Raw genomic sequence first — 24,390 nt, forward strand, 5'->3', positions numbered from 1 at the left:
GTCGTCACCACCCGTTGGCCAGCACGTCCATCACGGCCTTCTGGACATGCAGCCGATTCTCTGCCTCGTCGATGACCATCGATGCTGGCGAGTCGATCACCGCGTCGGTGACCTTGACGTTGCGCCGGACCGGCAGGCAGTGGGAGAAGAGCCCCCCCGCGGTGAGCGCCATCTTCTGCTCATCGACGATGAAGTGCTTGTGCCTGTCGCGGATGGGCTTCTCCTGCTCCCAGCGCCCGAAGTAGGGAATCGCGCCCCAGCTCTTCGCGTACACGACGTGGGCGCCCTCGTAGGCGGACTTGATGTCGTAGGTGATCGAGAGCTTCTGCCCGTTGCCTTCGGCGCTCTTCCTGGCGGCGTCGAGGTAGCGCTCGTCGAGGTGGTACTCCTCGCTGGGGCAGAGGAGGGTGACGTCCATGCCGAGCTTGGACGCGATGAGAACGGCCGAGTTGGCGACCGCGGTGTTGAGCGGGCGCGGGTGATACGTCCAGGTGAGGACGAACTTCTTGCCGTCGAGGCGGCCGAGGCGCTCCTTCATGGTGAGCGCGAGCGCGAGCTCCTGGCAGGGGTGCGTGATGGTCTCCAGGTTGACGACCGGCACGGTGGCGTAACGGGCGAAGCCCTGGAGCACCTTGTCCTGGCGATCGTCCTCCCAGCGCTGGAACTTGGGGAACGCGCGCACGCCGATGAGGTCGGCGTAGCGGGAGAGCACGCGAGCGACCTCCTGGATGTGCTCCTCCGGCTCGCCATCCATCGCGATGCCTTCCTCGAACTCGATGGGCCAGGCGCCCCGGCCAGGCTCGAGCACGACGGCGTGGCCGCCGAGCTCCCGGATGCCGACGTCGAAGGAGGTGCGCGTCCGCAGCGATGGGTTGAAGAAGACGAGCGCGATGGTGCGATCTTTGAGGCGCGGCTCGATCGGCCGCCGCTTGAAGCGCTGCGCGCGCTCGAGGAGGCCCTCGATCTCTGCGCGGGTGTAGTCCATCGTGGTCAGGAAGTGCCGCATCGGATGCCTCCTCGTTTGAACGGCGCGGAGCGGGCACTCGCATTGGAGCAAGCCTGGCGGTGATGTCAACGCTGCTCGCGGCGCGCGGCGCGGGCGGGCGATTCAAGGGGGCGGCGCCTCGCCTCCGGCGAGCGGGGACCGCTGCGCGATGCGACGAGAAACCGGGGTGAGCGTGGTTCGCTTCGAGGAGATCCCGGGAGCGGGAACCGATGCCGGTGGCGGGCACGGTCTCGTGCCGACAGGGCACGGTCTCGTGCCCGCCCCACCACCCGCTGGACGGGCTCCTCGGCAGTGTCGGGGATACCAGGATTGCAGGTGCTGATTTCAGGAACGAAAGGAGTACGCAGGTCCCCTAGGGAAAGACTCGCGGAAATCGAGGGTGCAACCCTTGGCCTGCATCCTGCTAAACAAGTACGGCAGAGCGCCCGTGACGGTTTCCCCCCCACCGTCGAATGGGCGCTCTTTTTTTTGTGCTTTGGTGGCGGGGTGGCGTGAAGGAGCGGGTGTTCCTGTGACGCTGGTCGTGATCCTCACGGTGCGCTGCGAGGCGCTCGACGCGTTCCGCGCGTACGAGAGGAAGGCCGCGGCCGTGATGGCGCGGTACGGCGGCGCGATCGAGCGGACCGTGGTGACCGCGCCCGACGGCGCTGGGCTCACCCTGAAGGAGATCCACCTCGTCACGTTTCCGGATGAACAAGCCTTCTCGGCCTATCGCGGCGACGCCGGGCTCGGGGAGGTTGCGCACCTGCGGGACGCGTCGGTCGTTCATACCGAGATCCTGCGCGGGGAAGAGGGACCGGACTACCACCTCGCCCCTGTCTGATCGGCGCCGCGGTATGGCGCTGCATCACGTCTCGAGGACGTTGCCGCGCTCCGCTTGCACGGGCGGTTCGGCGATGCACGCCGTGGCGACGCGCCGGAACCCGACCCGCTCATAGACGCGCGCGACGCGGTCGTTCTGCGCGGACAGGAACACGGTGCGGATCCCGGCGTCCAGCGCATGGCGGGCCAGAAGCGCGGTGACCGCGGCGGCGAGGCCGCGCCCCCGGGCCGCCGGCAGCGTCCCCACGCCGACGATCTCGGCGACGTCCTGCACGTGCTGGTAGCAGCCGGTGCAGAGCGGACCGGCGAGCGCTCCCTCGCGGCCCCGAGCGGCCGCGTGCACCAGCGTTCCCTCGATCAGCGACGCGTGCCACGCGGCCGCCTGTCCGGCCGGGAGCGCGGCCGCGGCGGCCTTCCGCTCGGCCGGTCCCGCAGAGCCGACCGCGGTGTCGAGCGCGCCGAAGGCGACGTGCGCGACGGCCTGCACTTCGGCGAGATCCGGGTCCTGGGCGGTGATGATCGAGAGCGAGACGTCCTCCGGCAAAGGCGTCTGGCGGGGCTCGCCGCAGAGCACGAGCAGCGGGCAGCGCCGGACGTGCAGGCCGGCCGCCTCGGCCGTGGCGTCGAGCCCAGGGGTGGTCTCCAGCACCCACTCGAACGCCTCCGGGATCGAGAGTTGCCGCTGACGCGTGCGTACGGCGGCCACGTCCTCGACCGATACGGCGCCGGCATGGCCGAGGGCGGGGCGGGCATAGTAGGGCCAGCCGTCGCCGCGGCGAACGAAGAGAGTCAGCGGTCCGTGGTCCTCTGCGTCAGCGCGCCAGCGAGGGACGGCATCGTAAAACCGCTCGATGGCGGTGAGGAGAGCGCTCACGGGCCGCGATTGTGTCACCTCACGCGCCCCGGCGCGAGGAGCGCCGGGCTCCTCGGAGAGGCCTTTCGGTGCTGGCGCCGAGCGGCGCCGGCGCCCGCCGTACACCGCGCGTCCAGGGGCCGGCGCCCGCCGTACACCGCGCGTCCACGGGGCCGGCGCCCGCCGCGCGGGTGTAGACTCGTCCCATGTACCGACGTGGCTGTTGCGCGACCTGCGCCGCCCTTGCGCTCGCGACGCTCTCCTCCATCGGCTGCGGTCCCTCGCCAGCTCGACTGTCGTCTGGGGCCGCCGCCCCGGTCGAGCTCGTGCTTCCGCCCTCACGCCCAGGCGCGCCCGTGTCCAAGCTGGCGGCAGACGATCGGGAGTCCCGGATCGACGAGAAAGAGCGCCTGCCCTTCGTGGGCACGTGGATCAGCGAGGAGGACGGCTCGCTCCTCGAGCTGAGCGCGACGAGCTTCCACCTCCGCTTTCCCTACGAGGGTGCTCCGCGTGACCTCTACGCGCGCATCGTCTCGTACAACACCGAGCGTGGCCACATCGCGCTCGAGTACACGCGCATCCTGCAGGATGGAGTCGAGGAGCCCATCGAGGAGCCCTCCGTGTACATGCGCTACGAGATCCGCGAGGGCAGCCTGTACAAGCACGTCGACGACGGGGATTTCCCCGCCACCGTGGACGACGAGCGGTTCGTGCGGACCCCCGACCGGCGGTGAGCGCGCGCCGGGCCTCGACGCCCTCGCCCACAGGGGGGTCGTCGATGGGCCGATGGCCAGCGCTTCACCCGGGCGCTCGCTCCGCCAGAAGTCGAGCGGGTGTTCGGGCGACGCCGCTCAGCCCCGCCATGTCACGGCCTGCAGCGTGACAGAGAAGCCCTCGCAGCGGCTCGCGCGGGCAGCGCTCCGGCTGCATGGCGCGACGCGAGGAGCTCGCTTCGGGCTGGATTTCCGTGTCGACGAGCGGTGCCGGTCCGGGCCCGGCGGCTCGGACAAGAGCCAGGCGGTCGACGTCGTCGGCTACGAGGCCGGTTTCACGCCGGCGCCCGGCCCCAACCACGAGCTGAATACGTATGTGGACTGGGCGGACACCCTGCCGACGGACCCGGAGGCGTGCCGCGATCTGTTTCTGGCTGCCACCCTGTACTACGAGGATAATGGGGCGATGGCCCTCGCAGAGATAGCGCAGAGACGTGGCAGCTACGTCAATGGCGTGGGCTGCAACGTTGGCCTCAGTCACGGACTCAAGTTCTATACGCCCATGGTGGCCACCCACAGCTACCGCGTCGTCGTCACCGCCCGAACCGGCAATGGCAGCAGCTCCCCGACGCGAAAGTTCAGGATCCGTACGGTGTGGGAGCCGAGCTGAGCCGCCGATCGCCGGCGCGTGACGCCGGCGCTTCTCACACCCCGAGCACCACCCCTCTCGCCCTCTCGCGCGTCGCCTCCGCGATCGCCTGCACGTAAAGCCGCACCTGCGCCTCCTGCGCGGCGTGCGCCGTGCCCGCGTCGGAGCCGGTCTTGAGATCGACCACGGTCAGCCAGCGACCCCCCCCAAGCCCGCAGCCAGCGCGCCGGATCCCGATCCGACCGATGACCGGTAAAAGTCGTCTGACGTCGAAGACCGTCCGATGCCGATGATAGCCCCGTGGCATTGTCACGGCGTTTGGTGTGACATGTCACGGCGTTTGGTGTGACATGTCACGGCTCTCGGCGTGACAGACACGTGCTCACCGCGGCTCGCAGGGGCAGCGCTCCGGGCCCCTGGCGCGCCCTACAGGAGCTCTCTTCGTCTGGATTTACCGCCTTGCGGGGCCGTGCCGGACCGAGCTGGGGGCCTGGCGATGGCGTCGAGGCGGGAGGGGCGCTGCGTTGGCATGTGCGTTGCTGAACGCGACGGCGGCGGCGATGAGCCGGACCAAGGAAGGCCGTGGTGAAGAGGCGACTCGGCTCCACGCACTGGCGTGGGCGAACCAGCGCACCATGGCCTCCCGACGCCCGGCTGAACATCGCGATGCCGTTTTCATACGCTTCACAGATGGAGATCTGAAAAGATGAGCCGAATCCATTCCGTAGTGGGATGCCTCTTTGCTTCCATGGCCGCGATGGCCACCACGGGCTGCGCCGTGGAGATGCAGGACGAACAGCGCGATGAAGACGTCGCGGAGGCGGAGCAGGCGTACAGCGAGTCCACATGCGCCACCGTCGGCGCGGCTGCGACGTACAGCGGCGGCTTCAACTACACCTCGCCGACGACGTACACCACGACAGGCTGCTATAAGGCGCAGGCGGTCGACGTCACCAACTACAGGAGCGGTTTCACTTCGCAGCCCGGTCCCGGCTACACGCTGCATACGTATGTGACCTGGGCGGACTCCCTGCCGACGAATGAAGAGGAATGCAACGCGCTGATCTTGAAGGCCAGCCTGTACCGTGTGGTGAATGGGACCATGACATTCATAGCGGAGAGGGAGCTGCAAGGCAACTACGAGGACTTCGGTGGCTGCATGGTCGGCCCCCCGTGGGGAATTGACTTCAGTACGCTGAGCCCGAATGAGCTTCTGAGCGGAGCCACCCACCGCATCGTTGTCACCGCTCGAACCGGCGACGGCGACTTCCCGACGCGGAAGTTCAAGGTTCAAACGATGTGGGAGCCGTGATCTGATCCGTTGAGTGCCAGCGCGGCGCAGGCCGCGGCGGCGCCCCTCACACCCTGAGCACCACCCCTCTCGCCCTCTCGCCCGTCGCCTCCGCGATCGCCTGCACGTAGAGCCGCACCTGCGCCTCCTGCGCCGCGTGCGCCGTGCCCGCGTCGGAGCCGGTCTTGAAATCGACCACGGTCCAGATCCCCACGTCGCCCACGCTCTCGCGGAACGAGAGGTCGACGATGCCCTCGGCGATCGTCCCGTCCTCGAGCCGCAGGAGCAGCGGCGTCTCCCGCTCGCACGCGCCGCGCGCGGCGCTCTCCGCTGCGCGCCGGAGCAGCGGGTGCTCGAGCGCTGCGACCGCCGCCGCGACCGCCGCGTCGAGCTCCTCGGCCGGCGCCCCGAGCAGCCTCGCCTGCGCCGCCGCCACCGTCCTTACCTCGTCCTCGCCCGCCCGGAGATCCACCTCGGCCAGCACCGCGTGCACGAGCGTCCCGAACCGCTTGCCGTAGGGCCGGCCCTCGCGCGCGATCTCCGTTTGCTCGAACGAGATCACCGGCAACGCGTCCGCCCTCTCCCCGCGCGCCGCCCCGCCGCCGCTCCGCTGCGCGGCCGCCGTCCCCGCTCCGGCCGCCGCCGCTGCCGCCTCCGCCGCCTCGTGGCTGATCTCCGTCGCCGTCTTCACGCGGACAGCCGCCATCGAGCCGTCCACGATCGCCCGCTGCCGCGCCTCCTGCCATGCCTCGTGCCCGCGCTGCCCGAGCTCTCCTCCGAGCACGGCGCTCGCGGTCGCCCCGCTGCTCCCCAGGACGCCGGCGCCGCTCGCTGGCCCGGCGCTCGCCGCCGCCGCGCCCGCCCCGGCGCCGCCCGCGTCCGCCTGCAGGATCCGCTGCTGCCGCAGCCCCGCCTCCGGCTCGCGATCCAGGTCGAGCGCCCCCGGATCCCACCACACCACGCGGTGCGATCCGGCCATCGGCGCGTGCTCCCCCGGCGCGACCGCGTCCCGCTCGTCGGCCTCGCACCGCGCCGGGCGCTCCAGCACCGTGTCGGTCCCGAACGGAGGGCAGCCGAGATCCTCGCAGCGCCGAGGGCTCCGCCGCTCGCGCGGCGCCGGGTAGAGCACGGGGTGCAGCACGTCGAGCCAGCCGTCGCTCGTGCCGTCGCCCGGGCGCGCGTCGCCCACCGCGGGCACGACCAAGAGCTCGCGCGCGCGCGTCGCCGCGACGTACGCGAGCCGCACCGCCTCCTCGCGATCGCGGCGCAGCACCTCGTCGCGGCGCTCGACGAGCTCCGCGGGCACGCAGCCGGCGATCGGCTCCGCCCACAGGCCGAGCTCCGGATCGACGTGCCGCGACGGGAGCTGGTGCGCCGCCGGCGACGCCGGATCCGCCAGGATCACCACCGGGAACTCGAGCCCCTTGGCCCGGTGCACCGTCATGATCCGCACCCCCTCCGTCCCCTCCTCGACGACCGGCGCCTCCGCGACCTCGCCCCGCTCGGCGTCCAGCTCGAGCCGCTCGACGAACGCGCGGAACGACGTCGCGCCGGCCGCCTCGAAGCGCCGCCCGAGATCCATCACCCGCAGGACGTTCGCGAGCGCTTGCTCCCCCGTCGGCCAGATGGCGATGCCCGCGTGCGCGCGCGTCTCGTCGAGGAGCCCGCCGATGGTGTCCGCGATCGGCCGCCGGTTGCGCTCGCGGTGCAGCCTGCCGAGCACCGCGAGCGCCTCCGCGACCTCCCGGAGCGGCCGCGCCCCGCCCTCCACCGCGAGATCGAGCGCGCCGTCGTCCGGCGGTCGAAACAGCGGGTGCAAGCGCCGGAACCGGTCGCGGTAGAGCAGGAGCACGTCGTCCGTCAGCGCGAAGAGGGGCCCGCGCAGCGTCGCGTAGACGCTGAGCTCGTCGTCCGGCCACTCGATCGCGAGCAGCGCGCTCCGCACCGCCATCACCTCCTCGCGATCGTGGAACGACCGTCCGCCCACCAGCACGTGCGGGATCCGCCGCGCCTCGAGCGCCCGCACGTAGGCGCGGGTCGCGTCCTCGCCGAACGTCTGGAAGCGCTTGAACAAAAGGCAGATGTGCCGCGCCTCGAGCGGCACCCGCTGGCCAGGGCGCTCGCGCTCCGTCACCGTCCAGCGCCGCGCGCCCGGGGCGGCGCCGGCGCCCGCGCCGCCGTGGATGAGGTGGTGGACGAAGGCGCCCACCGCGTCCGGGATCGACTGCCGCACCCGGAAATCGGAGATCTTGCCGAAGTCGCCGTAAGGCCGCGGCACCGGGAGCGCGATGACCGTCGGCTGCTCCGGCGGATCGTCCCGGAACCGCTCGAGCGCGACGTACCGCGCCTGGGTCGCCGCGCGCTCGCCCTCGGCGGCGCCTCCCTGCATCAGGGGGGCGAACGCCGCGTTGACGGCCTCCTGGATCGATGGGGCGCTGCGGAAGCTCGTTGACAGGTACAGCACGCTCGCGCCGCACGCGACGAGCCGGGCCTTGGTCGCCTCGTAGAGCGCGACCTCGGCGCGGCGGAAGCGGTAGATCGACTGCTTCGGATCGCCGACGACGAAGAGCTTGCCGGGCACCGGGCGCGCCCGCGTCCAGTCGGTCTCGGAGAGGTCGTCGGCCGCGAGCAGGAGCAGGATCTCCGCCTGGAGCGGGTCGGTGTCCTGGAACTCGTCGACGAAGAGGTGCGAGAAGCGGAGGTTCAGCTCCTCGCGCACGCCGCGGCTCGATCGGAGGAGGTCCCGGGCGCAGAGGAGCAGGTCGAGGAAGTCGAGCTTGCCGGCGCGGGCCTTGAGCGCGTCGTACGCCTCGATCGGCGGCCGGAGCTCGCGCGAGAGGCACGCCGCGAGATCGGCGCTCGCGGCCGTCAGCACGGCGTCGAGCTCGACCTTCACGCGGTCGCGCTGCGCGAGCACCTCGGCGCGCGTGAGATCCCCGCCGAACGCCTTGCCGGTGCCCCTCCAGCGCCATTCCTTCCAGCGCGCGACGTCGCCGAGCTCGGCCTCCAGGCCGTCGTGGTCGCGCCCGCCCGTCACCTCCTCGCGGCGGCGGAGCTCCGCGAGGTAGCGGTCGAGGTTCCGGAGGCTCTGCGCGAGGTAGTCGCCCTCCCGGTCGGCCTCGGCGCCCAGGCCGGCGAGCGCCGCGAGGCGGTCCAGGATCTCGTCGATGGCGCGCTCGCGGTCGAACGGGTCGCGCCGCCAGGGGCGCGTGAAGTCGCGGTGCTCGGCGAGCTTGAACGCCGCGCTCCGGAGCAGGTCGCGCGGGCCCTGCGCGCCGTCGCGCGGGCGCCGGCGCAGGATCCGGCGCACGCCCTCGGGCGGGTCGTTCAGGGTGCGCTGGAACCAGGCGTCGAAGGCCTGATCGAAGAGCGCCTCGGCCTGATCCGCGGCCGCGACCTGGAACAGCGGGTCGACGCGCGCCTCGACCGGCCACTCGCGCAGGAGGTCGGCGCAGAAGGAGTGGATGGTCCCGATGCGCGCCGCCTCCAGGTGCGCGAGCGCCTCGTCGAGCCGCGCGCGCTCCGCGGGGCCGGCGCTCGGGTCGCTGCGCGCCCGCTCGATCTCGGCCCGGAGGCGCAGCTTCATCTCGCCGGCCGCCTTCTCCGTGAAGGTCACCGCGACGATCCGATCGAGCGTCCCGCCGCCCTCCTCGGGCGCCCTCCGCAGCACGGCGACGATCCGCGACACGAGCGCGGTGGTCTTGCCGGTGCCTGCGGCGGCCTCGACGACGAGCGTCGTCCGCAGATCGTCGCGGATGCGGCGGCGAGCGGGCTCGTCCGCGAGCACCCGCGCGCCGCGCGGCCGGACCGCGTCGGCGGTCACGCGCGCCTCCGCGCGGGCTCGAGGCGCTGCCCGGGGGCGCGCGGCTGGAGCGCGCCGGCCAGGCTCGGGGAGGGGAGGGGGACGTGCCGCACTGGGTCGCGTGTGGAGGCTGTCGGGGGGAGTAAGGTGGCTCAGATCGCCGTGGAAGGAAACGCTGCCGTGCCCGGCGGAAGGCGCTCCGTTTTCCGTACGGGCTCATGTAGCCCCGAAGCGTGGATGTTCTTGTGCTAGCAGCAGGGAGAGCTGATCCATGCGCCTCGAGTCGATGAGCCCTGGAGCGCGGTGGGCGTACGCGCTCAAGCCCGCGAGCTGGCCCAAGGTGCTCGTCCCGGCCGTATACGGGCATGCGGTGGGCGCGGCCGTCGCCGGCCGGCTGTCCGCAGGGGCCCTGGCCTTCGGCGCGCTGTGGATGATGGCCGACGTCGCCTTCGTCGTGCTCCTGAACGACTGGGGCGATCGCGAGGTGGACGCCCTCAAGCGACGCATGTTCCCGGACGGCTGCTCGCCGAAGACCATCCCGGACGGCATCCTTCCCGCCAGCGCCCTCCTGCTCGCCGGGCTCGGGGCCGGTGTCTCCGCGTTGCTCATGGCCTGGGGTGCAGGTATCGCGCTCGATCGCCCGCTGCTGCTCCCCCTGGCCGCGCTCGGCCAGCTCGTCTTCATCGCCTATACGTTGCCGCCGATCCGGCTCAACTACCGCGGCGGCGGCGAGCTCCTCGAGATGGCCGGCGTCGGCGGCGTGCTCCCCGCGCTGCACGCGTATGCCCAGTGCGGCGTGCTGGCGCCGGCGTGGCTCGTCGCGCTCCTGCCGGGGTTGCTCGTGCTCGCGCTGGCGAGCGCGCTGGCCAGCGGGCTGTCCGACGAGCAGAGCGACCGCGCCGGCGGCAAGCGCACCGTGGCCACGCTGCTCGGCAATGCGGCCACGCGCCGGGCCACCGAGGCCCTCGCCGGCCTCGGCCCGCTCCTCTGGCTCGCGGCGTCCCTCCTCGCCGAAGACGCGCCGCCTCCCTGGTCGGTCGCGCCGGCGGCGGCCGTGGCGCTCTTCTTCAGGGCGCGGCTCCTCGAGAAGAGCCCCGAGGCGGTGACGAACGCCTTCGCCGCGCAGGCGGCCTACAAGCGCGAGCTCCACCGCGCGATCCAGTGGGGGATCGTCGCCCTGTCGGCGGCCGTGCTCGCCGCCGGGCTCCGCGCCGGGGGAGGGCCGGCATGACGGGCATCGCGGTCATCCCTCCGGAGGAGCGCGACGCGCTCGCGCGCCTCACGCCCCTGCAGGGCGCGCGGGCCTCGGTCGCGCCGGGCCGGCCGTGCGCGCCCACCCCCGTCGCCCTGGTCGAGCAGATCGTGAGCTGCAGCGAGGACGCCGAGCGGGCGCGCGCCTTCGCCCGCGGGCTCGGCGAGATCATCTGCGCGGTCGCCGACAACTTCCCCGACAACATCTTCTGGGATCTCGACTACCTGGCCTGCTGCCTGTGGCAGGCCGGGAGCGCGCCCGCGATCGGGGACTTCGCCCGCCGCGTGGTGTCGCTCTGCCTGGGCTTCGGCAACAAGTCGAAGCTGCGCTTCCGGTACGCGCACGACTTCCTCTACGGCTACGACTGGGCCCGCTGGGTGATGCGCAAGCCGGAGGAGCGCGCGGGCATCGGGCCCTTCGACGTCTCGTTCTTCGATTACCTCGACGGCCGGCAGAGGACGCTCGTCGAGCTCGTGGCCAGCAACGACCGCAAGTACTCGCAGCTGAACGGCCGGGAGTACCGCAACCCCTTCTCGTTCATCCGCGAGCCGCCCGAGGAGTCGCAGCTCCACTGCCTGCTCGCCCAGGTCGACCTGATCCCGCTCAAGGCCTGGCGCCTCGACGGCGAGCGCCGCTGGGACCTCCCCTTCACCGATCTGCGCGCCAAGCTGGCCGATCGCCTCGGCCTGTCGCGGGGCGAGGGGCGATGAGCGTCCGGCCGGGCGCGCTTCGAGCGTGGCTCGATGCGTCGCGGCTGGCCTCGCAGCCGAGCATCGCGCTCCCGCTGCTGCTCGGGCAGCTCGTCGGCGCGCAGGCGGCCGGCCGACCGCTCGACCTGGGGACGCTCGCGGCGGTCCAGCTGTTCGGCCTGCTGGACCAGCTCTTCATCGTCTACGCGAACGACGTCGCCGATCGGGAGACCGATCGCCGCAACAGGACCGCCACGCCCTTCTCGGGCGGCTCGCGCGTGCTCGTCGAGGGGCGCCTCTCGCCCCGCGCGCTCGGCGCGGCGGCCGCCGTGTGCGCCGCGGCGCTCGTGGCCGTCTCCGCGGCGCTCGCCGCGGCGCTCGCCGCGGCGCTGGCGACGGCCGCAGCGCCGCTCCTCGTGCTCCTCGCGATCGCGGCGCTCCTGCTCCTCTGGGCCTACAGCTACCCGCCGCTTCGCCTGTCGTACCGCGGCGGCGGGGAGCTGCTCCAGATGGTCGGCGTCGGCGCCGTCCTGCCGCTCTACGGTTACATCGCCCAGGGGGGCGACCCCGCGCGTTTTCCCATCGCGCTGCTCGCGTTCCTGCTGCCGAGCCACCTCGGCTGCGCGATCGCCACCGCGCTCCCGGACGAGCCCTCGGATCGCGAGAGCGGCAAGCGGACGCTGCCGGTGCGCGTGGGCGGAGAGCGCGCGGCTCGGTGGGTGGTCCTCCTGAACGGGCTCTCGCTCCTGCTCGCGCCGGTCGGCCTGGGCGCCGTGGGCCTGCGCCCGGGGGCGGGCCTGCTCGCGCCGGCGGCGGCGGCGCTCGTCGTGCTGCTGGCCCGCCCGGCGCCACCGGGCTCGCGCCTGCTGCTGGTCCGGGTCGCGGCGGCGGGCGCGGCGACGCTGGCGCTGGTCGGCTCGACCGCCATCGCCCTCGCAGCGCGCTGAGGGGCGAGGGCGCGATGTCGCACGAGTTCCTGCTGCTCTCGTTGCTCTTCCTCCTGCCAGGGGGCGTCATCTGGCTCGCGCGCCCGGATCTGCGCCCCCTGATGAAGCGGATGGCGCTCGCCTCGCTGCCGTTCGCCGCGGCCGAGCGGCTGTTCTACCCGAGGTACTGGGCCCCGAAGTTCCTGTTCGACCTGGCCGATCGGATCGGGTTCGGCGTCGAGGACGTGCTGTTCGTCGTCGGGCTCAGCGCGTTTTCCTCGACCGTCTATGCCGTGGTGTTCCGCCGCACGCCGGTGCCCTGCGCGGCGCGGGGGGCGCGGCCGTGGCGGCGGGCGGCGGCGGCCATCGCGCTCGTGCTCGCGGTGGCCGGGGCGTTGATCGCGGCGGGGGTGCCCGTGCTCTATGCGTCGGTGGCGGCGATGGTAGGGGTCGCCGCGGCGCTCGGCGCGGTGCGCGCCGATCTGCTCGTGCCGGGCCTGCTCGGAGCGCTCCTGTCGGCGGCGCTCTATCTTGGCCTGTGCCTCGTCTTCGCCGCGCTCGTGCCTTCCGTGTTCGAGCGCACCTGGCGGCCCAGCGTGCTGCTGCCGGGGAGGGCGCTGCTCGGCGTGCCGCTCGACGAGATCCTCTACGGGCTCGGCGCGGGCTTCGCGGCCACGGTGTTCCCGGCGTGGGCGTTCGGGTTCAGGTACGGGCGCGCCGGAAGCGACGGGGGATTGAAATTCCCCCGGCGCCTCCGGCGCGCCTTGTCTTCAGCGGAGCGGTGTCGCCACCGCAGGGCCGAGCCGCCCCCGTCGCTCAGTTCGCGGTGACGACGACCTCTGAGCCATTGTAGGTGACCATTTGATCCGGAGCGGCAGTGACGTCGACGCCGGCGCCGTGATTGGAGCCCACCCGTACGATCCTGAACGTCCTGCTGGCCGGCATTCCGGTGTAGCTCCCCTTCCGTGCGCCGATGGTCAACTTCTTGGTCGACTCGTTCCATGTGAATGGAATCGTCGAGTATTGACCGTCCTCATAGCTGTAGCTGTCGCCCTCGTCCTCGTAGAGAGTGAAGGACCCGTCTTGGCCTGTATAGATCCGGATCTCCAGCGGGTCGATGCTCTGCGTCGCGTACTGGATGCTGGGACCCATGGGGACGATCGAGCCCGCTCTGACGAAGAGCGGCATCTCGCTCAGCGGCGCGGGGACCGAGGCCGTACGTCCGCCGTCTGTCGTCGAGCCTGTCCAGAAATCGTACCAGGTCCCCGCGGGGAGGTAGACGGAGCGGCTGGTAGCGCCCGCGGTGGTCACTGGATTGACAAGGAAGGCAGGGCCGAACAGGAACTGATCCTTGATGTTGAACACCTTCGCGTCATTGGGATAGTCGAAGACCAGGTGCCGCATCATGGTGTAGCCCTCGCTGGTCACCTTCCATGCCAATGAGTAGATGTAAGGCATCAGCCGGTAGCGCAGGTTGTCGATCTTGAGGAGATTGGCCTTGGTGGCGGCGCTCCAGCTGTTGCTGTACAGCTCCCTCGTGCCGCCTCCATGGATCCGGAAGATCGGGGAGAAGGCGCCATACTGAAACCAGCGGGTGAAGAGCTCATTGTTCGCGCTGGTGGTCCAGTCCACGTTGTGTCCCCAGTACCCGCCGATATCCGTGGTCCAATAGGGCATCCCCGCGAGCGAGAAGTTGAGCCCCGCGGGGATCTGCTTGGCATAGGTCGCGAAATTACTGTCGATGTCTCCCGACCAGCACGTCGTGGCGTATCGCTGCTGGCCGGCGAAGGCGCTGCGGGTGAGGACGTAGACCCGCTTCTGCTTCGGGCCGATGCTACGCCAATGCTCGTACACCCCCGCGGCGTGTCCCAGGGGATAAGCGTTCAGGTACAGCGCGCCCTTGCCGAGCGCGGTATCGGCCGCCCGCACGTTGACGGGGTCCGGATAGGCCTGGGGCTCGGTGTTGTCTGCCCAGATGCCGTCCCAGCCGTACGGCCCCAACAGGCGATCGTGGATCTGCTGGTACACAAGAGCTCTGGCGGCGGGGTTGAACGTGTCGTAGAAACGGTGTGTGCCGCTGCTGGGGTACAGCGCTCCAATTTCATCGAGCGCGTTGTAGTTGCCCATCTCTCCGGCCTTCCGCTCGGTGTTCACGCGTTGATACACGGGCCAGATCGATATCATCGTGTGAACGTTGGCCTTGTGCATCTCGGCGATGAGGGCCGCTGGATCCGGGTAGCGGCGTTCATCCATGAAGTGGGAGCCCCACGCGTACGGGGTCCAGTAGTCCCAGTCTTGAACGATGCAGTCGACAGGGATTTTGTTGTCGCGGTAGCCGTCCTTGATCTTCAGCAGTTCGGCCTGGCTGCCGTACTTGTCCTTCGACTGGAAGAGCCCGTAGGCCCACTTCGGGAACAGCGGGGCCGCGCCTGTCGCGGTGCGGTACTGGGCTACTATCTGGTCGATGCTCGGACCATAGAAGAAGTAGTAGTCCACCATCTCGCCGGCTTCGGACGAGTAGCTGTACTTCGTGTTGTTGGACCTGGTCCCGTCGAAGTTCGAGCTGGAATAGTTGTCCCAGAAGATCCCGTAGCCCTTGTTGGACACCAGCACCGGGATGTTGATCTCTGTGTTGGCGTTGACGATGCGCCGGGTCGTCCCTTTGCGGTTCATCACGTTGTCCTGGTGCTGGCCAAGACCGAACAAGGCTTCGTCGGCGGGCGAGTTGAAGACGGTCTCGACGCGGTTCGTGCGGACCCCCTCGACGGTCGCGGGCGTCAAGGTCTTGCTGTCTTCCGACAGGAGAACGCTGTCGTTCAGGTCGGTGTAGGTGACCAAGCCGTCGGTCGTGTCGACGTTGATCTTCAGCCGTGAAGTGGTGATGGTCACGGTCCCCGAATTCTCCGCGACGCAAAAGCTCGGCTTGTCCCACTCCTTGTTGACGGATAGAGATTTCTTGTCAGGGGGTGAGGGGGCAGTGGTGTACTGGACTCTGATTATGCTTTCATCGCAGACCTCCAGTCTCAGCAGGCCGGTCTCCAGGTTGAAGGTGACGCCGGTGGCGTCGGCGGCATAGAGCCCGGTCTCTGGAGGTGCAGGCGGGCAAGCCAGCTGGTCGTCGTCGCCTCCCTGGCCTCCGGAACCACCGCCGCCGCCGACCCCGGCCGCACCGGCTGTACCGGTCGTACCGGCCGTGCCGGTCGTACCGCCTCCCCCCGCCCCGCTGGTCGTGCCAGCGGCGCTGGTGGACGCGCCGCTGGAACCCGGACCGGGGCTGGTGGACCCGCCCGAGCACGCGCCGCCAAGCGGCAAAAGGCCGATCAGAACCGCGTAGAGATGACGGTTAATCAAGTTTCGCATGACTCCTCGCAAGCAACAGAGTGCATGATGGTTCTCCCGACTTCGATGATGTATGCCAGCTGTAAGAGCGCGGACCGTCCCCATGCGGCCGAGGCACGGAGCTGTTTCCGCCTGCGCTTCGCACCGCTGGATCAGCATGAGAGCCTCTGGTAATAGCCCGCTGATCCCGCTCGCTTGGGAGAGGCGGAGCGCGCGACGGAGTAGGATGTGGGAAAGCTGCTTGTGCCGGACGAACGCTGGGAGCGACTTGAACCGCTACTTCCGAAGACGGAGCCGAAGCCGCAGGGCAGCCGGCCGCGTGCGCCTGAGCAGATCGCCCTGACGGGGAGCTCGTTCGTGATCGAGGAGGGGTCCCTCGGGAGTACCTGCCGCGAGAGCTCGGCTACAGCGGAGCGCCTCGCTGGCGCAGGCTGCCCGACTGTCCATTCCCAAGGTTGCCATCCGGCCGCACCGCCAGCATCGCCGGATTCGTGACGAAATCATCTCCAATGGACAGCACTCAGGCTTTCACGACAGGCGTCGAATGAGCGACGCTCGTCGTGTTCTCTGGCGGATCGTCCTTGGCTAAACGCCAATCACCATCGATCGGCAATCGCTTTCTCGAAGGCCGAGCGAACAGAATCGGTGCAAAAATCGATCAAAAGTGAATGGATGACGAAGATCTCGGTGCCACGGGGACCGAGGAGGGCGAAGCGAAAGGATGCCCCTCGACGGCAATGTGAACGCTCACATGATTGATGTCAATTCCAATCAACCGGCCCGCGGGCATCCTCGAGGCCGAGGGAGGACGAGGCTGGCGGGGCTGCTCCGGAGCGCCGCGTCAAGAGGGGGAGGGCTGGACCGCGGTCATCGCTTTACCGCCGGACCAGCTCGACGCGTCGGAGGCAGCTCGATCAACCGTCGAGAGGGCGCGCGCAGACGGCGTGAGGGGGATGTGGCGGTACCAGCGGGTGAAACGGCGAACCTCATCGTGGCCAAGGCAGACCTCGCTCATCGCCCTCTCGACGCGCTCTTCAATCGACCAGCGGCTTTCAACGGTACGGAGCACGTCGATCAGCGGGGTGATTTCCGTGGTCCAGACGGCGTAGTGGGCGACGTCGGTCGGGCCACCGAGGCTGCCGCGGAACAGGATACCGCGCCTCCGACGACGCGGATCCGCTTCGGCGAGCGGGCGAAGGCCCAGTCCTAGCTCCGTGGTCCCTTGGCACCGTCGCCTGCGCCGAGGCGGTGCCAGCGAGCCGAAGGCGCCTGCTGCCGCAGCTCGCTCACATCGATCTGCGGCCGGTCCTGCCAGATGCGATGCTGGCTCGAGGGGGCCGCGCGGGCGCGCAGCGCCGGGGCGGTGCCGTCCTGAAACGCCGATGCGCCGGGAGCGCCAGGGGATCGCGTTTCCCCTGGCGCTCCCGGCGCCTTCGTCATTCGATCGGAGCTGCGGCGCTCCAGGGCGCGGGCGGCGGCGGTTCGCTCGCGAAACCTCCCGCCGTCGGGGGGATCGCCCGCGCCCGTCGCGTCACGGCAGCATCAGGACGCACTCGGTCCGGCAGATCGGGGCGGAGCCGCCGGCGCTGATCTCCTCGCAGATGGTCCGGATGGTCGCGCCGGGGGGGCAGGTGGCTCCCTCCACGCACTCGATCCAGCAATCACCGGGGGGATACGCGTCGGCGCCGCCCATGCCGGTGCCGGTGCTGCTGCTGCTCTCGCCGGAGCAGACCTTCTGCTCGATCATGCCAGGCGGGCAGTAGGGCTCGACGGGCACGCACTCGGTCCAGCAATCGCCGGGGTAGGGCATGCCGCCCACGCCGGTGCCAGTGCTGCCCGAGCTGCCGACAGAGACAGAGCTGCCGCCGCCGCAGACCGTCTGCGGGATGCTGTCCGGCGGGCAGTAGGGCTCGGTGGGCACGCAGTCGGTCCAGCAGCCGCCGCCGGGGTAGGGCATGCCGCCCACGCCGGTGCCGCTGCTGCTCGTGTCGGGCGTGCCGCCCTCGCAGATGGTCTGCTGGGTCGTGCCAGGCGGGCAGTAGGGCTCGACGGGCACGCACTCGGTCCAGCAGTACTCCTGGCCGGGGTACGGGCTGGCGCCGCCAGCGCCGCCGGCGCCGCCGTAGCCGGTGCCGGTGCTGCCGACCGAGACCGCGCTGCCGCCGCAGACCGTCTGCGGGATGCTGTTCGGCGGGCAGTAGGGCTCCGTGGGCACGCACTCGGTCCAGCAGCCGCCGCCGGGGGGGACCGGCGCGGCAAAGCCTGGATCGGCGCCAGCGGTGTTCCCGCCGGCGCCGCCGGTGCCCGCCCAGCCGCCCGAGCCGCCGACGCCGACGCTGCTGCTGGTGACGGTGGTGCCGCCGTCGCAGTAGGTCTGCGGGGTGGTGCCGGGCGGGCAGTAGGGCGCGGTGGGCACGCACTCGGTCCAGCAGCCGCCGCCGGGGCGCGGCGCGGCGAAGTCTGAATCGGAGCCGCCGATGCCCCCGCCGGCGGTGCCGCCGCCGGTGCCCGCCCAGCCGCCCGAGCCGCCGGCGCCGCCGGCGCCGCCGGTGCCCGCCCAGCCGCCCGAGCCGCCGACGCCGACACTGCTGCTGGTGACGGTGGTGCCTTCGTCGCAGAAGGTCTGCGGGGTAGTGCCCGGCGGGCAGTAGGGCTCGACGGGCACGCACTCGGTCCAGCACGGCTCGGAAGGCATCGGAATGCCGCCAGGGCCCGAGCCGCCGACGCCGACAGCGCTGCTGGCGCTGCCCCAGCCGCCGGAGCCGCCGACGCCGACCGTCACGGAGCCGCCGCACACGGTCTGCTCGATCGTGCCCGGCGGGCAGTACGGCTGCGGCGGGATGCACTCGGTCCAGCACTCGCCCGGATCGACGGGCATGGCGGTGCCGCCGGCGAAGCCACCCTGGCCCGAAGAGGTGGTGCCGCCGCTGCAGATGGTCTGCTCGCTCCAGTCAGCAGGACAGACGCTGTCGGGCACACACTGCTCCTCGCACATCTCGCCGATCTCGCACGGTGAACAGACCGTCTCCCAGTGAAAGCCAGGTCCGCAGTCGGGCTCCGGTGGCGGTGACGGCTCGTCCACGCCTCCACAGCCCTGCCCCTTGGCGCCGGTGAGCACAACGAGCGCGGAGAGCGCAATGAGCCCCTGGAGAGAGGAGCGAGCGGCTGACGAACGCGGGATAAGAGAGGAGAAGATCGCGAAACGCATGGGGTACTCCATCCTGCGTGCCTGTGCGAGACACGCGATCAAGGAACGATGGCTCTGCGCCGCGGCATGCGGAGCGCTGCTGCGCGCGGCGTCTCAGCGCCGACTCGAAGAGCTCGCGTCGAGATAAAGCACTGGACATGCCAGGCGCGTCCGCCTGCTCGGTGGCGCCGCCGGCCGCCTGGAGCGACGTGTACCGGCCGGCTTTTCGCGGTCGCGCGGCGTCCGCTGCGCGCAACCGCACGGCGCGACAGGGCCACAGTGTGACGGGGAGCGCTGGCTACGTGTCACGTTGAGCCAACCGGCGCCGCAGGGGGTGCCGGCAGGCAAGCGGATGGAGTGATGGCGGAATTTTCCTCTTGAGTGACCTGGGATGCCCCGACCCAGGTTGAGGTTCGGCCGGGTGGTAACCCGGTGGTAACCCGGTGGTAACCCGACCCAGGTTGAGGTTTGGATGACCCGACTCTGGAGGACCTGGATGCCCCGACCCAGGTTGAGGTTCGGCCGGGTGGTGACCCGACCCCCTGACCCGACCTAGGTTGAGGTTTGGATGCCCCGCCCCTGGAGGACCTGGATGCTCCGACCCAGGTTGAGGTTCGGCCGGGTGGTGACCCGACCCCCTGACCCGACCCAGGTTGAGGTTTGGATGACCCGACCCTGGAAAGCCCGACCCAGGTTGAGGTTCAGGTTCGGGGAGGCGGTCGATCCGACCCAGGTTGAGGAGGTGCTTGAGGTTGAGGTGCTTGCTCGCGCGCCCCAGGTTGGGGCAGCGCCCCGCTCGAGCGCGGAGCTACTGCGCGGAGGCGGGCCGCACGTAGGGGAGCCGCGCCGCCACCTGCTGGACCTCCGAGGCCCCCTCGAGCAGCTGGGCGATCGGATCCCACGTGCCCCGGATCAGCGACTCGCGCGCGCCCGGCTTGATGGTGAAGGGCACCGTGAGATCGCTCCCGGCCCGGATGACCTGCCCCTGCAGGTCGACCGTGACGGGCGTCTTCGGGTCGGCGTTCACGCGCGCCACGAGCGCGGCGCGGTCCTCCCGGCTCACCGAGACGCAGGGGATGCCGAGCGTCGTCGAGTTGCCGAAGAAGATCTCGGCGAAGCTCTCGGCGATGACCGCCTTGAAACCCGCCTTCGCGATCGACTGCGGCGCGTGCTCGCGCGACGACCCGCAGCCGAAGTTGCGGTCGGCGATCAGCACCGTCGCGCCCGCGAAGCGCGGGTCGTTCAGCGGGTGCTCCCGCTTCTCGCCCCGCTCGTCGAAGCGCACGTCCCGGAAGAGGTGCTCGCCGATGCCGTCGAAGGTGACGCACTTCAGGAAGCGCGCCGGGATGATGCGGTCCGTGTCGATGTCGTCCCCCGGAACTTGAACGGCGCGACCGGTGACGGATTGAATCAAATCGAGTGCCATTGGGATCTCCCTCGGGTGCGAGCGTCGTCAGATTCCGAACACGTCACGAGCGTCGGCGATCTCGCCGCGGACGGCGGCAGCCGCGACCATCACCGGGCTCATGAGCACGGTGCGCCCGGTGGGGCTCCCCTGCCTGCCCTTGAAGTTGCGGTTGGACGAGGACGCGCACAGCTCATCCCCGATGAGCTTGTCGGGGTTCATCGCCAGGCACATCGAGCAGCCCGGCTCGCGCCACTCGAAGCCCGCCTCGCGGAAGACCCGGTCCAGCCCCTCGGCCTCGGCCGCGCGCGCCACCTCCATCGACCCCGGGACGGCCAGCGCGCGCACGTGCGGCGCGACCTTGTGCCCCTGGATGCGCCGCGCCACCTCCCGGAAATCCGAGATGCGGCCGTTCGTGCAGCTGCCGATGAACGCCACGTTGATCTTCGTCCCCTCGATCGGCTTGCCGCCCTCGAGCCGCATGTACTCGAGCGCCTCGCGGATCAGCGCCCGCTCGGACTCGTTCGCCACGTCCTCGGCCGCCGGGACCCTCTCCTTCACCGAGATCGCCTGCCCCGGCGTGATGCCCCAGGTGACCGTCGGCGCGATCTCGCTCGCGTCGATCCGGACGACGTCGTCGTAACGCGCGTCCTCGTCGGAGGCGATCGAGCGCCAGTACTCGAGCGCCTTCTCCCACGCCTCGCCCTTCGGCGCGTACGGACGCCCCTTGATGTACTCGAACGTCGCCTGGTCAGGGTTCACATAGCCGACCCGGGCGCCGCCCTCGATCGACATGTTGCACAGGGTCATCCGCTCCTCCATCGAGAACCCCTCGATGGTCGACCCGCCGTACTCGTACGCGTAGCCCGTGCCGCCGGACACCCCGAGCCGGCGGATGATCTCGAGGATGATGTCCTTCGCGTAGACGCCCGGCCCGAGCTTGCCCTCCACCTGGATCCGCCGGACCTTGAGCCGCTGGAGGCTCAGCGTCTGCGTGGCGAGCACGTCGCGCACCTGCGTCGTCCCGATCCCGAACGCGATCGCGCCGAACGCGCCGTGCGTCGACGTGTGCGAGTCGCCGCACGCGATCGTCATGCCCGGCTGCGTGAGGCCGAGCTCGGGGCCGATGATGTGCACGATGCCCTGCCGCCCCGACTCGAGATCGAAGAACGTGACGCCCTGCTCGGTGCACGCCTTCTTGAGCGCGTCGACCATCCCCTCGGCCAGCGTGTCCTTGAACGGCCGCTTGCGGTTGTCGGTCGGGACGATGTGATCGAGGGTCGCGAACGTCCGCTCGGGCATGCTCACCCGCAGGCCGAGATCGCGGAGCATCCCGAACGCCTGGGGGCTCGTCACCTCGTGGATCAGGTGAAGGCCGATGAAGAGCTGGTCCTCGCCGCTCGGCAACGTGCGGACTTTGTGGAGGTCCCAAACCTTGTCATAGAGACTCTTACCCATGATGGCCTCTCGCGGTGCGCTGGAATCCGGTGAAGGGGGTGAAGGGGGACGGCGTGCGAAGCGAAGCGGACCGGCCCGAGCGCCGCAGCCACGGCGCACCGGCAGCCTCGTTGGAGGCGTCCGGCGCGCCGCCGGTCTGGCGGTCCAACGTCGGGCGGGCGGCATGACTATGCGGGCGCGAGAGGATTAAGTCGAATGAAACTTTTTTCACGATCGGTTAAGTAAAACTACATGGACGCGTCGCTGCTCCCCGCGCTCGAGGATGTGCTCATGGTGGCCCGGTCGGGCTCGGTCGCCGAGGCGGCGCGGCGGCTGCACAAGACGCCGTCGGCGATCAGCCAGCAGGTGCGGCGGGTGGAGGAGCGCTTCGGGGTGGCGCTGTTCGAGCGCGACGGGCGCGGCGTGCGGCTGAGCCCGGCCGGCGAGGCGGCGCTCGGCGCGATCACGCGGCTGTTCGACCAGGCGGAGGGGGTGTTCGAGCTGCTCTCGGAGCTGGCGGGGGAGCCGTCGACGACCCTGCGCGTGGCGGCGAGCGACTACCTCGGCAAGGGGCTGCTCGTGCCGGTGATCCGCCAGATGCTCGAGAAGCGCGCGCCGGTGCGGTTCGCGATCACGACGGCGAACTCGGTCGACGCCGCGCGGGGGGTGGAGCGCGGCGAGGTGGATCTGGGCCTCGCGTCGGCGTCCTCGGCGGGCGGCGACCTCGTGAAGCAGCCGCTGTTCGTGCAGCCGTTCCTCTGGGTAGGGCCGCGGCTCAAGGGCTCGGCGCCGGCGCTGCGCGAGCGGCTCCGGCACGAGCCGCTGCTCCGGCTGGCGCCCGGCAGCGTGGGGCGGCGGATGCTCGACGCGTACCTGGATCGCGAGCGGATCCGGCCCATCTCGACGATCGACGTGTCGAGCGTGTCGCTCCTCGTCTCGTACGTCTCCGGCGGGCTCGGCATCGGCCTCGCGCCGGCGCTCGCGCTGACCGAGGTCGCGCGCTCGCGGCTCGACGTCGAGGTCGCGGAGGTCGACCCGCTGCCCGTCGAGCTGATGACGCGCGAGAATTTCCGGCGCAATCCGATCATCGAGCGCTTCGTCGAGCGGCTCGCCGCCGAGGGGCGCCGCGCGGAGCAGCGGACGCGCGCGCTCCTCGGCGGCTGACACCGCGCGAGGCGCGCCGCCGCCCGTCAGGTGGACGGGTCGCGACACGATGACTCGCTCCGTCGACCAGAGCGTGCGCCCCGGGGCGCAACAGGAGGGGTCGGCGCGGCCGGCGCGGCCGGCCTGCGTGGCTCAGGGCTCGCGCGTGTTGCCGCGCGTGTCCTTCAGCATCACGTCGTGGACTCCGCCCTCGTGGATGCTCACCGCGGACGCGACGGTCAGGCGGGCGCGCATGTACAGGTCGCGCAGCGAGGTGGCGCCGCAGTTGCACATCGTCGAGCGCACCTTGGCCAGGGTGACGTCGAGGTTGTCCTTCAGCTTGCCGGCGTACGGCACGTAGCTGTCGACGCCCTCCTCGAACTCCAGCTGATCTTTCTTCTTGCTGGTATCGCCGTGGTCGTAGCGCTGCCAGTTGCGCGCGCGGTTGCTCCCTTCACCCCAGTACTCCTTCATGAACTGGTTGTTCACGCGGACCTTGCGCCCGGGCGACTCGTCGAAGCGCGCGAAGTAGCGGCCCATCATGACGAAGTCGGCGCCCATCGCGAGGGCGATCGTGATGTGGTAGTCCTGGCTGATGCCGCCGTCGGAGCAGATCGGCACGTAGACTCCGGTCCGCTGGAAGTACTCGTCGCGCGCCTTGGCCACCTCGATCACGGCCGACGCCTGGCCGCGGCCGATCCCCTTCTGCTCGCGCGTGATACAGATGGATCCGCCGCCGATGCCGACCTTGACGAAGTCGGCGCCGGCCTCGACCAGGTAGAGGAAGCCCTCGCGATCGACGACGTTGCCGGCGCCGACATAGGCCGGCTTGCCGAGCGACTTCACGAAGGCGATGGTGTCGCCCTGCCACTCGGAGTAGCCGTCCGACGAGTCGATACAGAGCACGTCGGCGCCCGCCTCCACCAGCGCCGGCACGCGATCTCTGTAGTCGCGCGAGTTGATGCCGGCGCCGACGATCAGGCGCTTCTCGTGATCCACGTTCTCGAGCGGGTGCGCCTGGTGCGACTCGTAGTCCTTGCGAAACACCAGGTACTGGAGGTGCTGTCGCTCGTCGATGACGGGCAGCGTGTTGAGCTTGTGACGCCAGATGAGCTCGTTCGCCTCCTGCAGATCGAGGCCGACCTTGCCGCAGTGGATCGACTTGAACGGCGTCATGATCTCGCGCACCGGCGTGCTGAGCGGCGTCTTGCCGAGCCGGTAATCGCGGCTCGTGATGATGCCGACGAACCTGCCCGTGGGCGTGCCGTCCTCGGTGATCGCAATCGTGGAGTGGCCCGTGCGATCGGTGAGCTCAAGGACGTCGCCGAGCGTCGCGTCGGGGCGCAGGTTCGAGTCGCTCACGACGAACCCTGCCTTGTAGTTCTTCACGCGCCGCACCATGGCGGCTTCCTCCTCGATGCCCTGCGAGCCGTACACGAACGACAGGCCGCCGCAGCGCGCGAGCGCGATCGCGAGGTCGGCGCCCGAGACCGACTGCATCATCGCGCTGGTGACCGGCACGCTCATCGTGAGCGGCGCGAGCCTCGGATCCGGCGGCGTCGCGCCCGGATCGGCCTTGAACCGGACGACAGGGGCCGTGAGATCGACGTTCGCCGGGACGCAGTCCTTCGTCGTCAGATTCGGGACGAGCAGGTACTCGCCAAACGTCCTGCTCGGCTCATCGTAGATGAATGCCATGTCGGCTCCTAGTGCAAGGATCCCCGGCTGTCAAACACGAGCGGCGCCGTTCTCCCGGGAAAATCGTGTAATATCGATGGTTTGCGGGGGCAACGGCGGGCCTGGAAGGGCGGCGCGCGGCGCGAGGCGACAGGGGCCCGGCCGCCCGCCAGCGTCGCGGTGAGGCGGTGCAGGAGCC

General features: G+C 70.6%; 18 protein-coding genes. 9 read left to right on the forward strand and 9 right to left on the reverse strand.

Features of this window, described 5'->3' with window-relative positions; all coding sequences use genetic code 11:
- Positions 1-4 precede the first annotated feature (4 nt).
- Positions 5-1,006, reverse strand: a complete 1,002-nt coding sequence (locus tag WMF14_RS00430; RefSeq protein ID WP_437798202.1) for an N-acetylornithine carbamoyltransferase — start codon at positions 1,004-1,006, stop codon at positions 5-7.
- A gap of 511 nt (positions 1,007-1,517) precedes the next feature.
- Between WMF14_RS00430 and WMF14_RS00435 the strand changes: the two genes are divergently transcribed.
- The gene (locus WMF14_RS00435) at positions 1,518-1,829 is read left to right on the forward strand and encodes a hypothetical protein (RefSeq protein ID WP_437326935.1); all 312 of its coding nucleotides are present in this window, start codon (positions 1,518-1,520) and stop codon (positions 1,827-1,829) included.
- Positions 1,830-1,853: 24 nt separating this feature from the next.
- Here WMF14_RS00435 and WMF14_RS00440 read toward each other — a convergent pair whose 3' ends face one another.
- Positions 1,854-2,702, reverse strand: coding sequence for a GNAT family N-acetyltransferase (locus WMF14_RS00440; protein WP_437798204.1), 849 nt, complete (start codon positions 2,700-2,702; stop codon positions 1,854-1,856).
- Between the two features lie 335 nt (positions 2,703-3,037).
- Here WMF14_RS00440 and WMF14_RS00445 point away from each other — a divergent pair, with 335 nt between their 5' ends.
- Positions 3,038-3,415, forward strand: a complete 378-nt coding sequence (locus tag WMF14_RS00445) for a hypothetical protein (RefSeq protein ID WP_437798206.1) — start codon at positions 3,038-3,040, stop codon at positions 3,413-3,415.
- Between the two features lie 52 nt (positions 3,416-3,467).
- Positions 3,468-4,064: a hypothetical protein gene (locus tag WMF14_RS00450; protein WP_437798208.1), complete on the forward strand. Its 597-nt coding sequence runs from the start codon at positions 3,468-3,470 to the stop codon at positions 4,062-4,064.
- Between the two features lie 34 nt (positions 4,065-4,098).
- Here WMF14_RS00450 and WMF14_RS00455 read toward each other — a convergent pair whose 3' ends face one another.
- Positions 4,099-4,230, reverse strand: a complete 132-nt coding sequence (locus WMF14_RS00455) for a hypothetical protein (RefSeq protein WP_437798210.1) — start codon at positions 4,228-4,230, stop codon at positions 4,099-4,101.
- A gap of 519 nt (positions 4,231-4,749) precedes the next feature.
- Between WMF14_RS00455 and WMF14_RS00460 the strand changes: the two genes are divergently transcribed.
- A complete protein-coding gene (locus WMF14_RS00460; RefSeq protein ID WP_437798212.1) occupies positions 4,750-5,355 on the forward strand; it encodes a hypothetical protein in 606 nt (201 codons plus the stop codon).
- A gap of 46 nt (positions 5,356-5,401) precedes the next feature.
- On the opposite strand, the gene WMF14_RS00465 is transcribed toward WMF14_RS00460, so the two are convergent.
- Positions 5,402-9,157 carry a UvrD-helicase domain-containing protein gene (locus WMF14_RS00465; protein ID WP_437798214.1) on the reverse strand — a complete coding sequence of 1,252 codons (3,756 nt, stop codon included), beginning with the start codon at positions 9,155-9,157 and terminating at the stop codon, positions 5,402-5,404.
- Between the two features lie 250 nt (positions 9,158-9,407).
- Here WMF14_RS00465 and WMF14_RS00470 point away from each other — a divergent pair, with 250 nt between their 5' ends.
- The 4 genes from WMF14_RS00470 to WMF14_RS00485 are packed head-to-tail and all read left to right on the forward strand — an operon-like array spanning position 9,408 to position 12,833.
- Positions 9,408-10,367: a prenyltransferase gene (locus WMF14_RS00470; protein ID WP_437798216.1), complete on the forward strand. Its 960-nt coding sequence runs from the start codon at positions 9,408-9,410 to the stop codon at positions 10,365-10,367.
- Positions 10,364-11,098, forward strand: a complete 735-nt coding sequence (locus tag WMF14_RS00475; RefSeq protein ID WP_437798218.1) for a ferrochelatase — start codon at positions 10,364-10,366, stop codon at positions 11,096-11,098. Before WMF14_RS00470 ends, WMF14_RS00475 begins: the two co-directional genes overlap by 4 nt.
- Positions 11,095-12,024, forward strand: a complete 930-nt coding sequence (locus WMF14_RS00480) for a prenyltransferase (protein WP_437798220.1) — start codon at positions 11,095-11,097, stop codon at positions 12,022-12,024. The genes WMF14_RS00475 and WMF14_RS00480 overlap by 4 nt, the downstream gene beginning before the upstream one ends.
- Before the next feature lie 14 nt (positions 12,025-12,038).
- On the forward strand, positions 12,039-12,833 hold the full coding sequence (locus WMF14_RS00485) for a lycopene cyclase domain-containing protein (RefSeq protein ID WP_437798222.1): 795 nt from the start codon (positions 12,039-12,041) through the stop codon (positions 12,831-12,833).
- Here WMF14_RS00485 and WMF14_RS00490 read toward each other — a convergent pair.
- From WMF14_RS00490 to leuC, 4 genes are all read right to left on the reverse strand, one after another.
- Positions 12,820-15,363, reverse strand: a complete 2,544-nt coding sequence (locus WMF14_RS00490) for a glycoside hydrolase family 31 protein (RefSeq protein ID WP_437798224.1) — start codon at positions 15,361-15,363, stop codon at positions 12,820-12,822. The genes WMF14_RS00485 and WMF14_RS00490 overlap by 14 nt on opposite strands.
- A 1,510-nt stretch (positions 15,364-16,873) precedes the next feature.
- Positions 16,874-18,550, reverse strand: coding sequence for a hypothetical protein (locus WMF14_RS00495; protein ID WP_437798226.1), 1,677 nt, complete (start codon positions 18,548-18,550; stop codon positions 16,874-16,876).
- A gap of 787 nt (positions 18,551-19,337) precedes the next feature.
- Positions 19,338-19,955, reverse strand: coding sequence for a 3-isopropylmalate dehydratase small subunit (leuD, locus tag WMF14_RS00500; RefSeq protein ID WP_437798228.1), 618 nt, complete (start codon positions 19,953-19,955; stop codon positions 19,338-19,340).
- A gap of 27 nt (positions 19,956-19,982) precedes the next feature.
- On the reverse strand, positions 19,983-21,392 hold the full coding sequence (leuC, locus tag WMF14_RS00505; protein WP_437798230.1) for a 3-isopropylmalate dehydratase large subunit: 1,410 nt from the start codon (positions 21,390-21,392) through the stop codon (positions 19,983-19,985).
- A gap of 231 nt (positions 21,393-21,623) precedes the next feature.
- Between leuC and WMF14_RS00510 the strand changes: the two genes are divergently transcribed.
- Positions 21,624-22,535, forward strand: coding sequence for a LysR family transcriptional regulator (locus WMF14_RS00510; RefSeq protein WP_272097145.1), 912 nt, complete (start codon positions 21,624-21,626; stop codon positions 22,533-22,535).
- 132 nt (positions 22,536-22,667) lie between these two features.
- On the opposite strand, the gene WMF14_RS00515 is transcribed toward WMF14_RS00510, so the two are convergent.
- Complete coding sequence (locus WMF14_RS00515; protein ID WP_272097146.1) at positions 22,668-24,212, reverse strand: IMP dehydrogenase; 1,545 nt, start codon at positions 24,210-24,212, stop codon at positions 22,668-22,670.
- Between the last annotated feature and the right edge of the window lie 178 nt (positions 24,213-24,390).

This window comes from Sorangium sp. So ce693 (genome assembly GCF_051521375.1).
GTDB classification, from domain to species: domain Bacteria; phylum Myxococcota_A; class Polyangia; order Polyangiales; family Polyangiaceae; genus Sorangium; species Sorangium atrum.

Bases quoted from the DNA above. Each gene is read 5' to 3' on its own strand.
- WMF14_RS00430 (WP_437798202.1), bottom strand. From the start codon at position 1,006: ATGCGGCACTTCCTGACCACGATGGACTACACCCGCGCAGAGATCGAG.
- WMF14_RS00450 (WP_437798208.1), top strand. From the start codon at position 3,468: ATGGCCAGCGCTTCACCCGGGCGCTCGCTCCGCCAGAAGTCGAGCGGG.
- WMF14_RS00460 (WP_437798212.1), top strand. From the start codon at position 4,750: ATGAGCCGAATCCATTCCGTAGTGGGATGCCTCTTTGCTTCCATGGCC.
- WMF14_RS00470 (WP_437798216.1), top strand. From the start codon at position 9,408: ATGCGCCTCGAGTCGATGAGCCCTGGAGCGCGGTGGGCGTACGCGCTC.
- WMF14_RS00475 (WP_437798218.1), top strand. From the start codon at position 10,364: ATGACGGGCATCGCGGTCATCCCTCCGGAGGAGCGCGACGCGCTCGCG.
- WMF14_RS00480 (WP_437798220.1), top strand. From the start codon at position 11,095: ATGAGCGTCCGGCCGGGCGCGCTTCGAGCGTGGCTCGATGCGTCGCGG.
- WMF14_RS00485 (WP_437798222.1), top strand. From the start codon at position 12,039: ATGTCGCACGAGTTCCTGCTGCTCTCGTTGCTCTTCCTCCTGCCAGGG.
- WMF14_RS00490 (WP_437798224.1), bottom strand. From the start codon at position 15,363: ATGCGAAACTTGATTAACCGTCATCTCTACGCGGTTCTGATCGGCCTT.
- WMF14_RS00495 (WP_437798226.1), bottom strand. From the start codon at position 18,550: ATGCGTTTCGCGATCTTCTCCTCTCTTATCCCGCGTTCGTCAGCCGCT.
- leuD (WP_437798228.1), bottom strand. From the start codon at position 19,955: ATGGCACTCGATTTGATTCAATCCGTCACCGGTCGCGCCGTTCAAGTT.
- leuC (WP_437798230.1), bottom strand. From the start codon at position 21,392: ATGGGTAAGAGTCTCTATGACAAGGTTTGGGACCTCCACAAAGTCCGC.
- WMF14_RS00510 (WP_272097145.1), top strand. From the start codon at position 21,624: ATGGACGCGTCGCTGCTCCCCGCGCTCGAGGATGTGCTCATGGTGGCC.
- WMF14_RS00515 (WP_272097146.1), bottom strand. From the start codon at position 24,212: ATGGCATTCATCTACGATGAGCCGAGCAGGACGTTTGGCGAGTACCTG.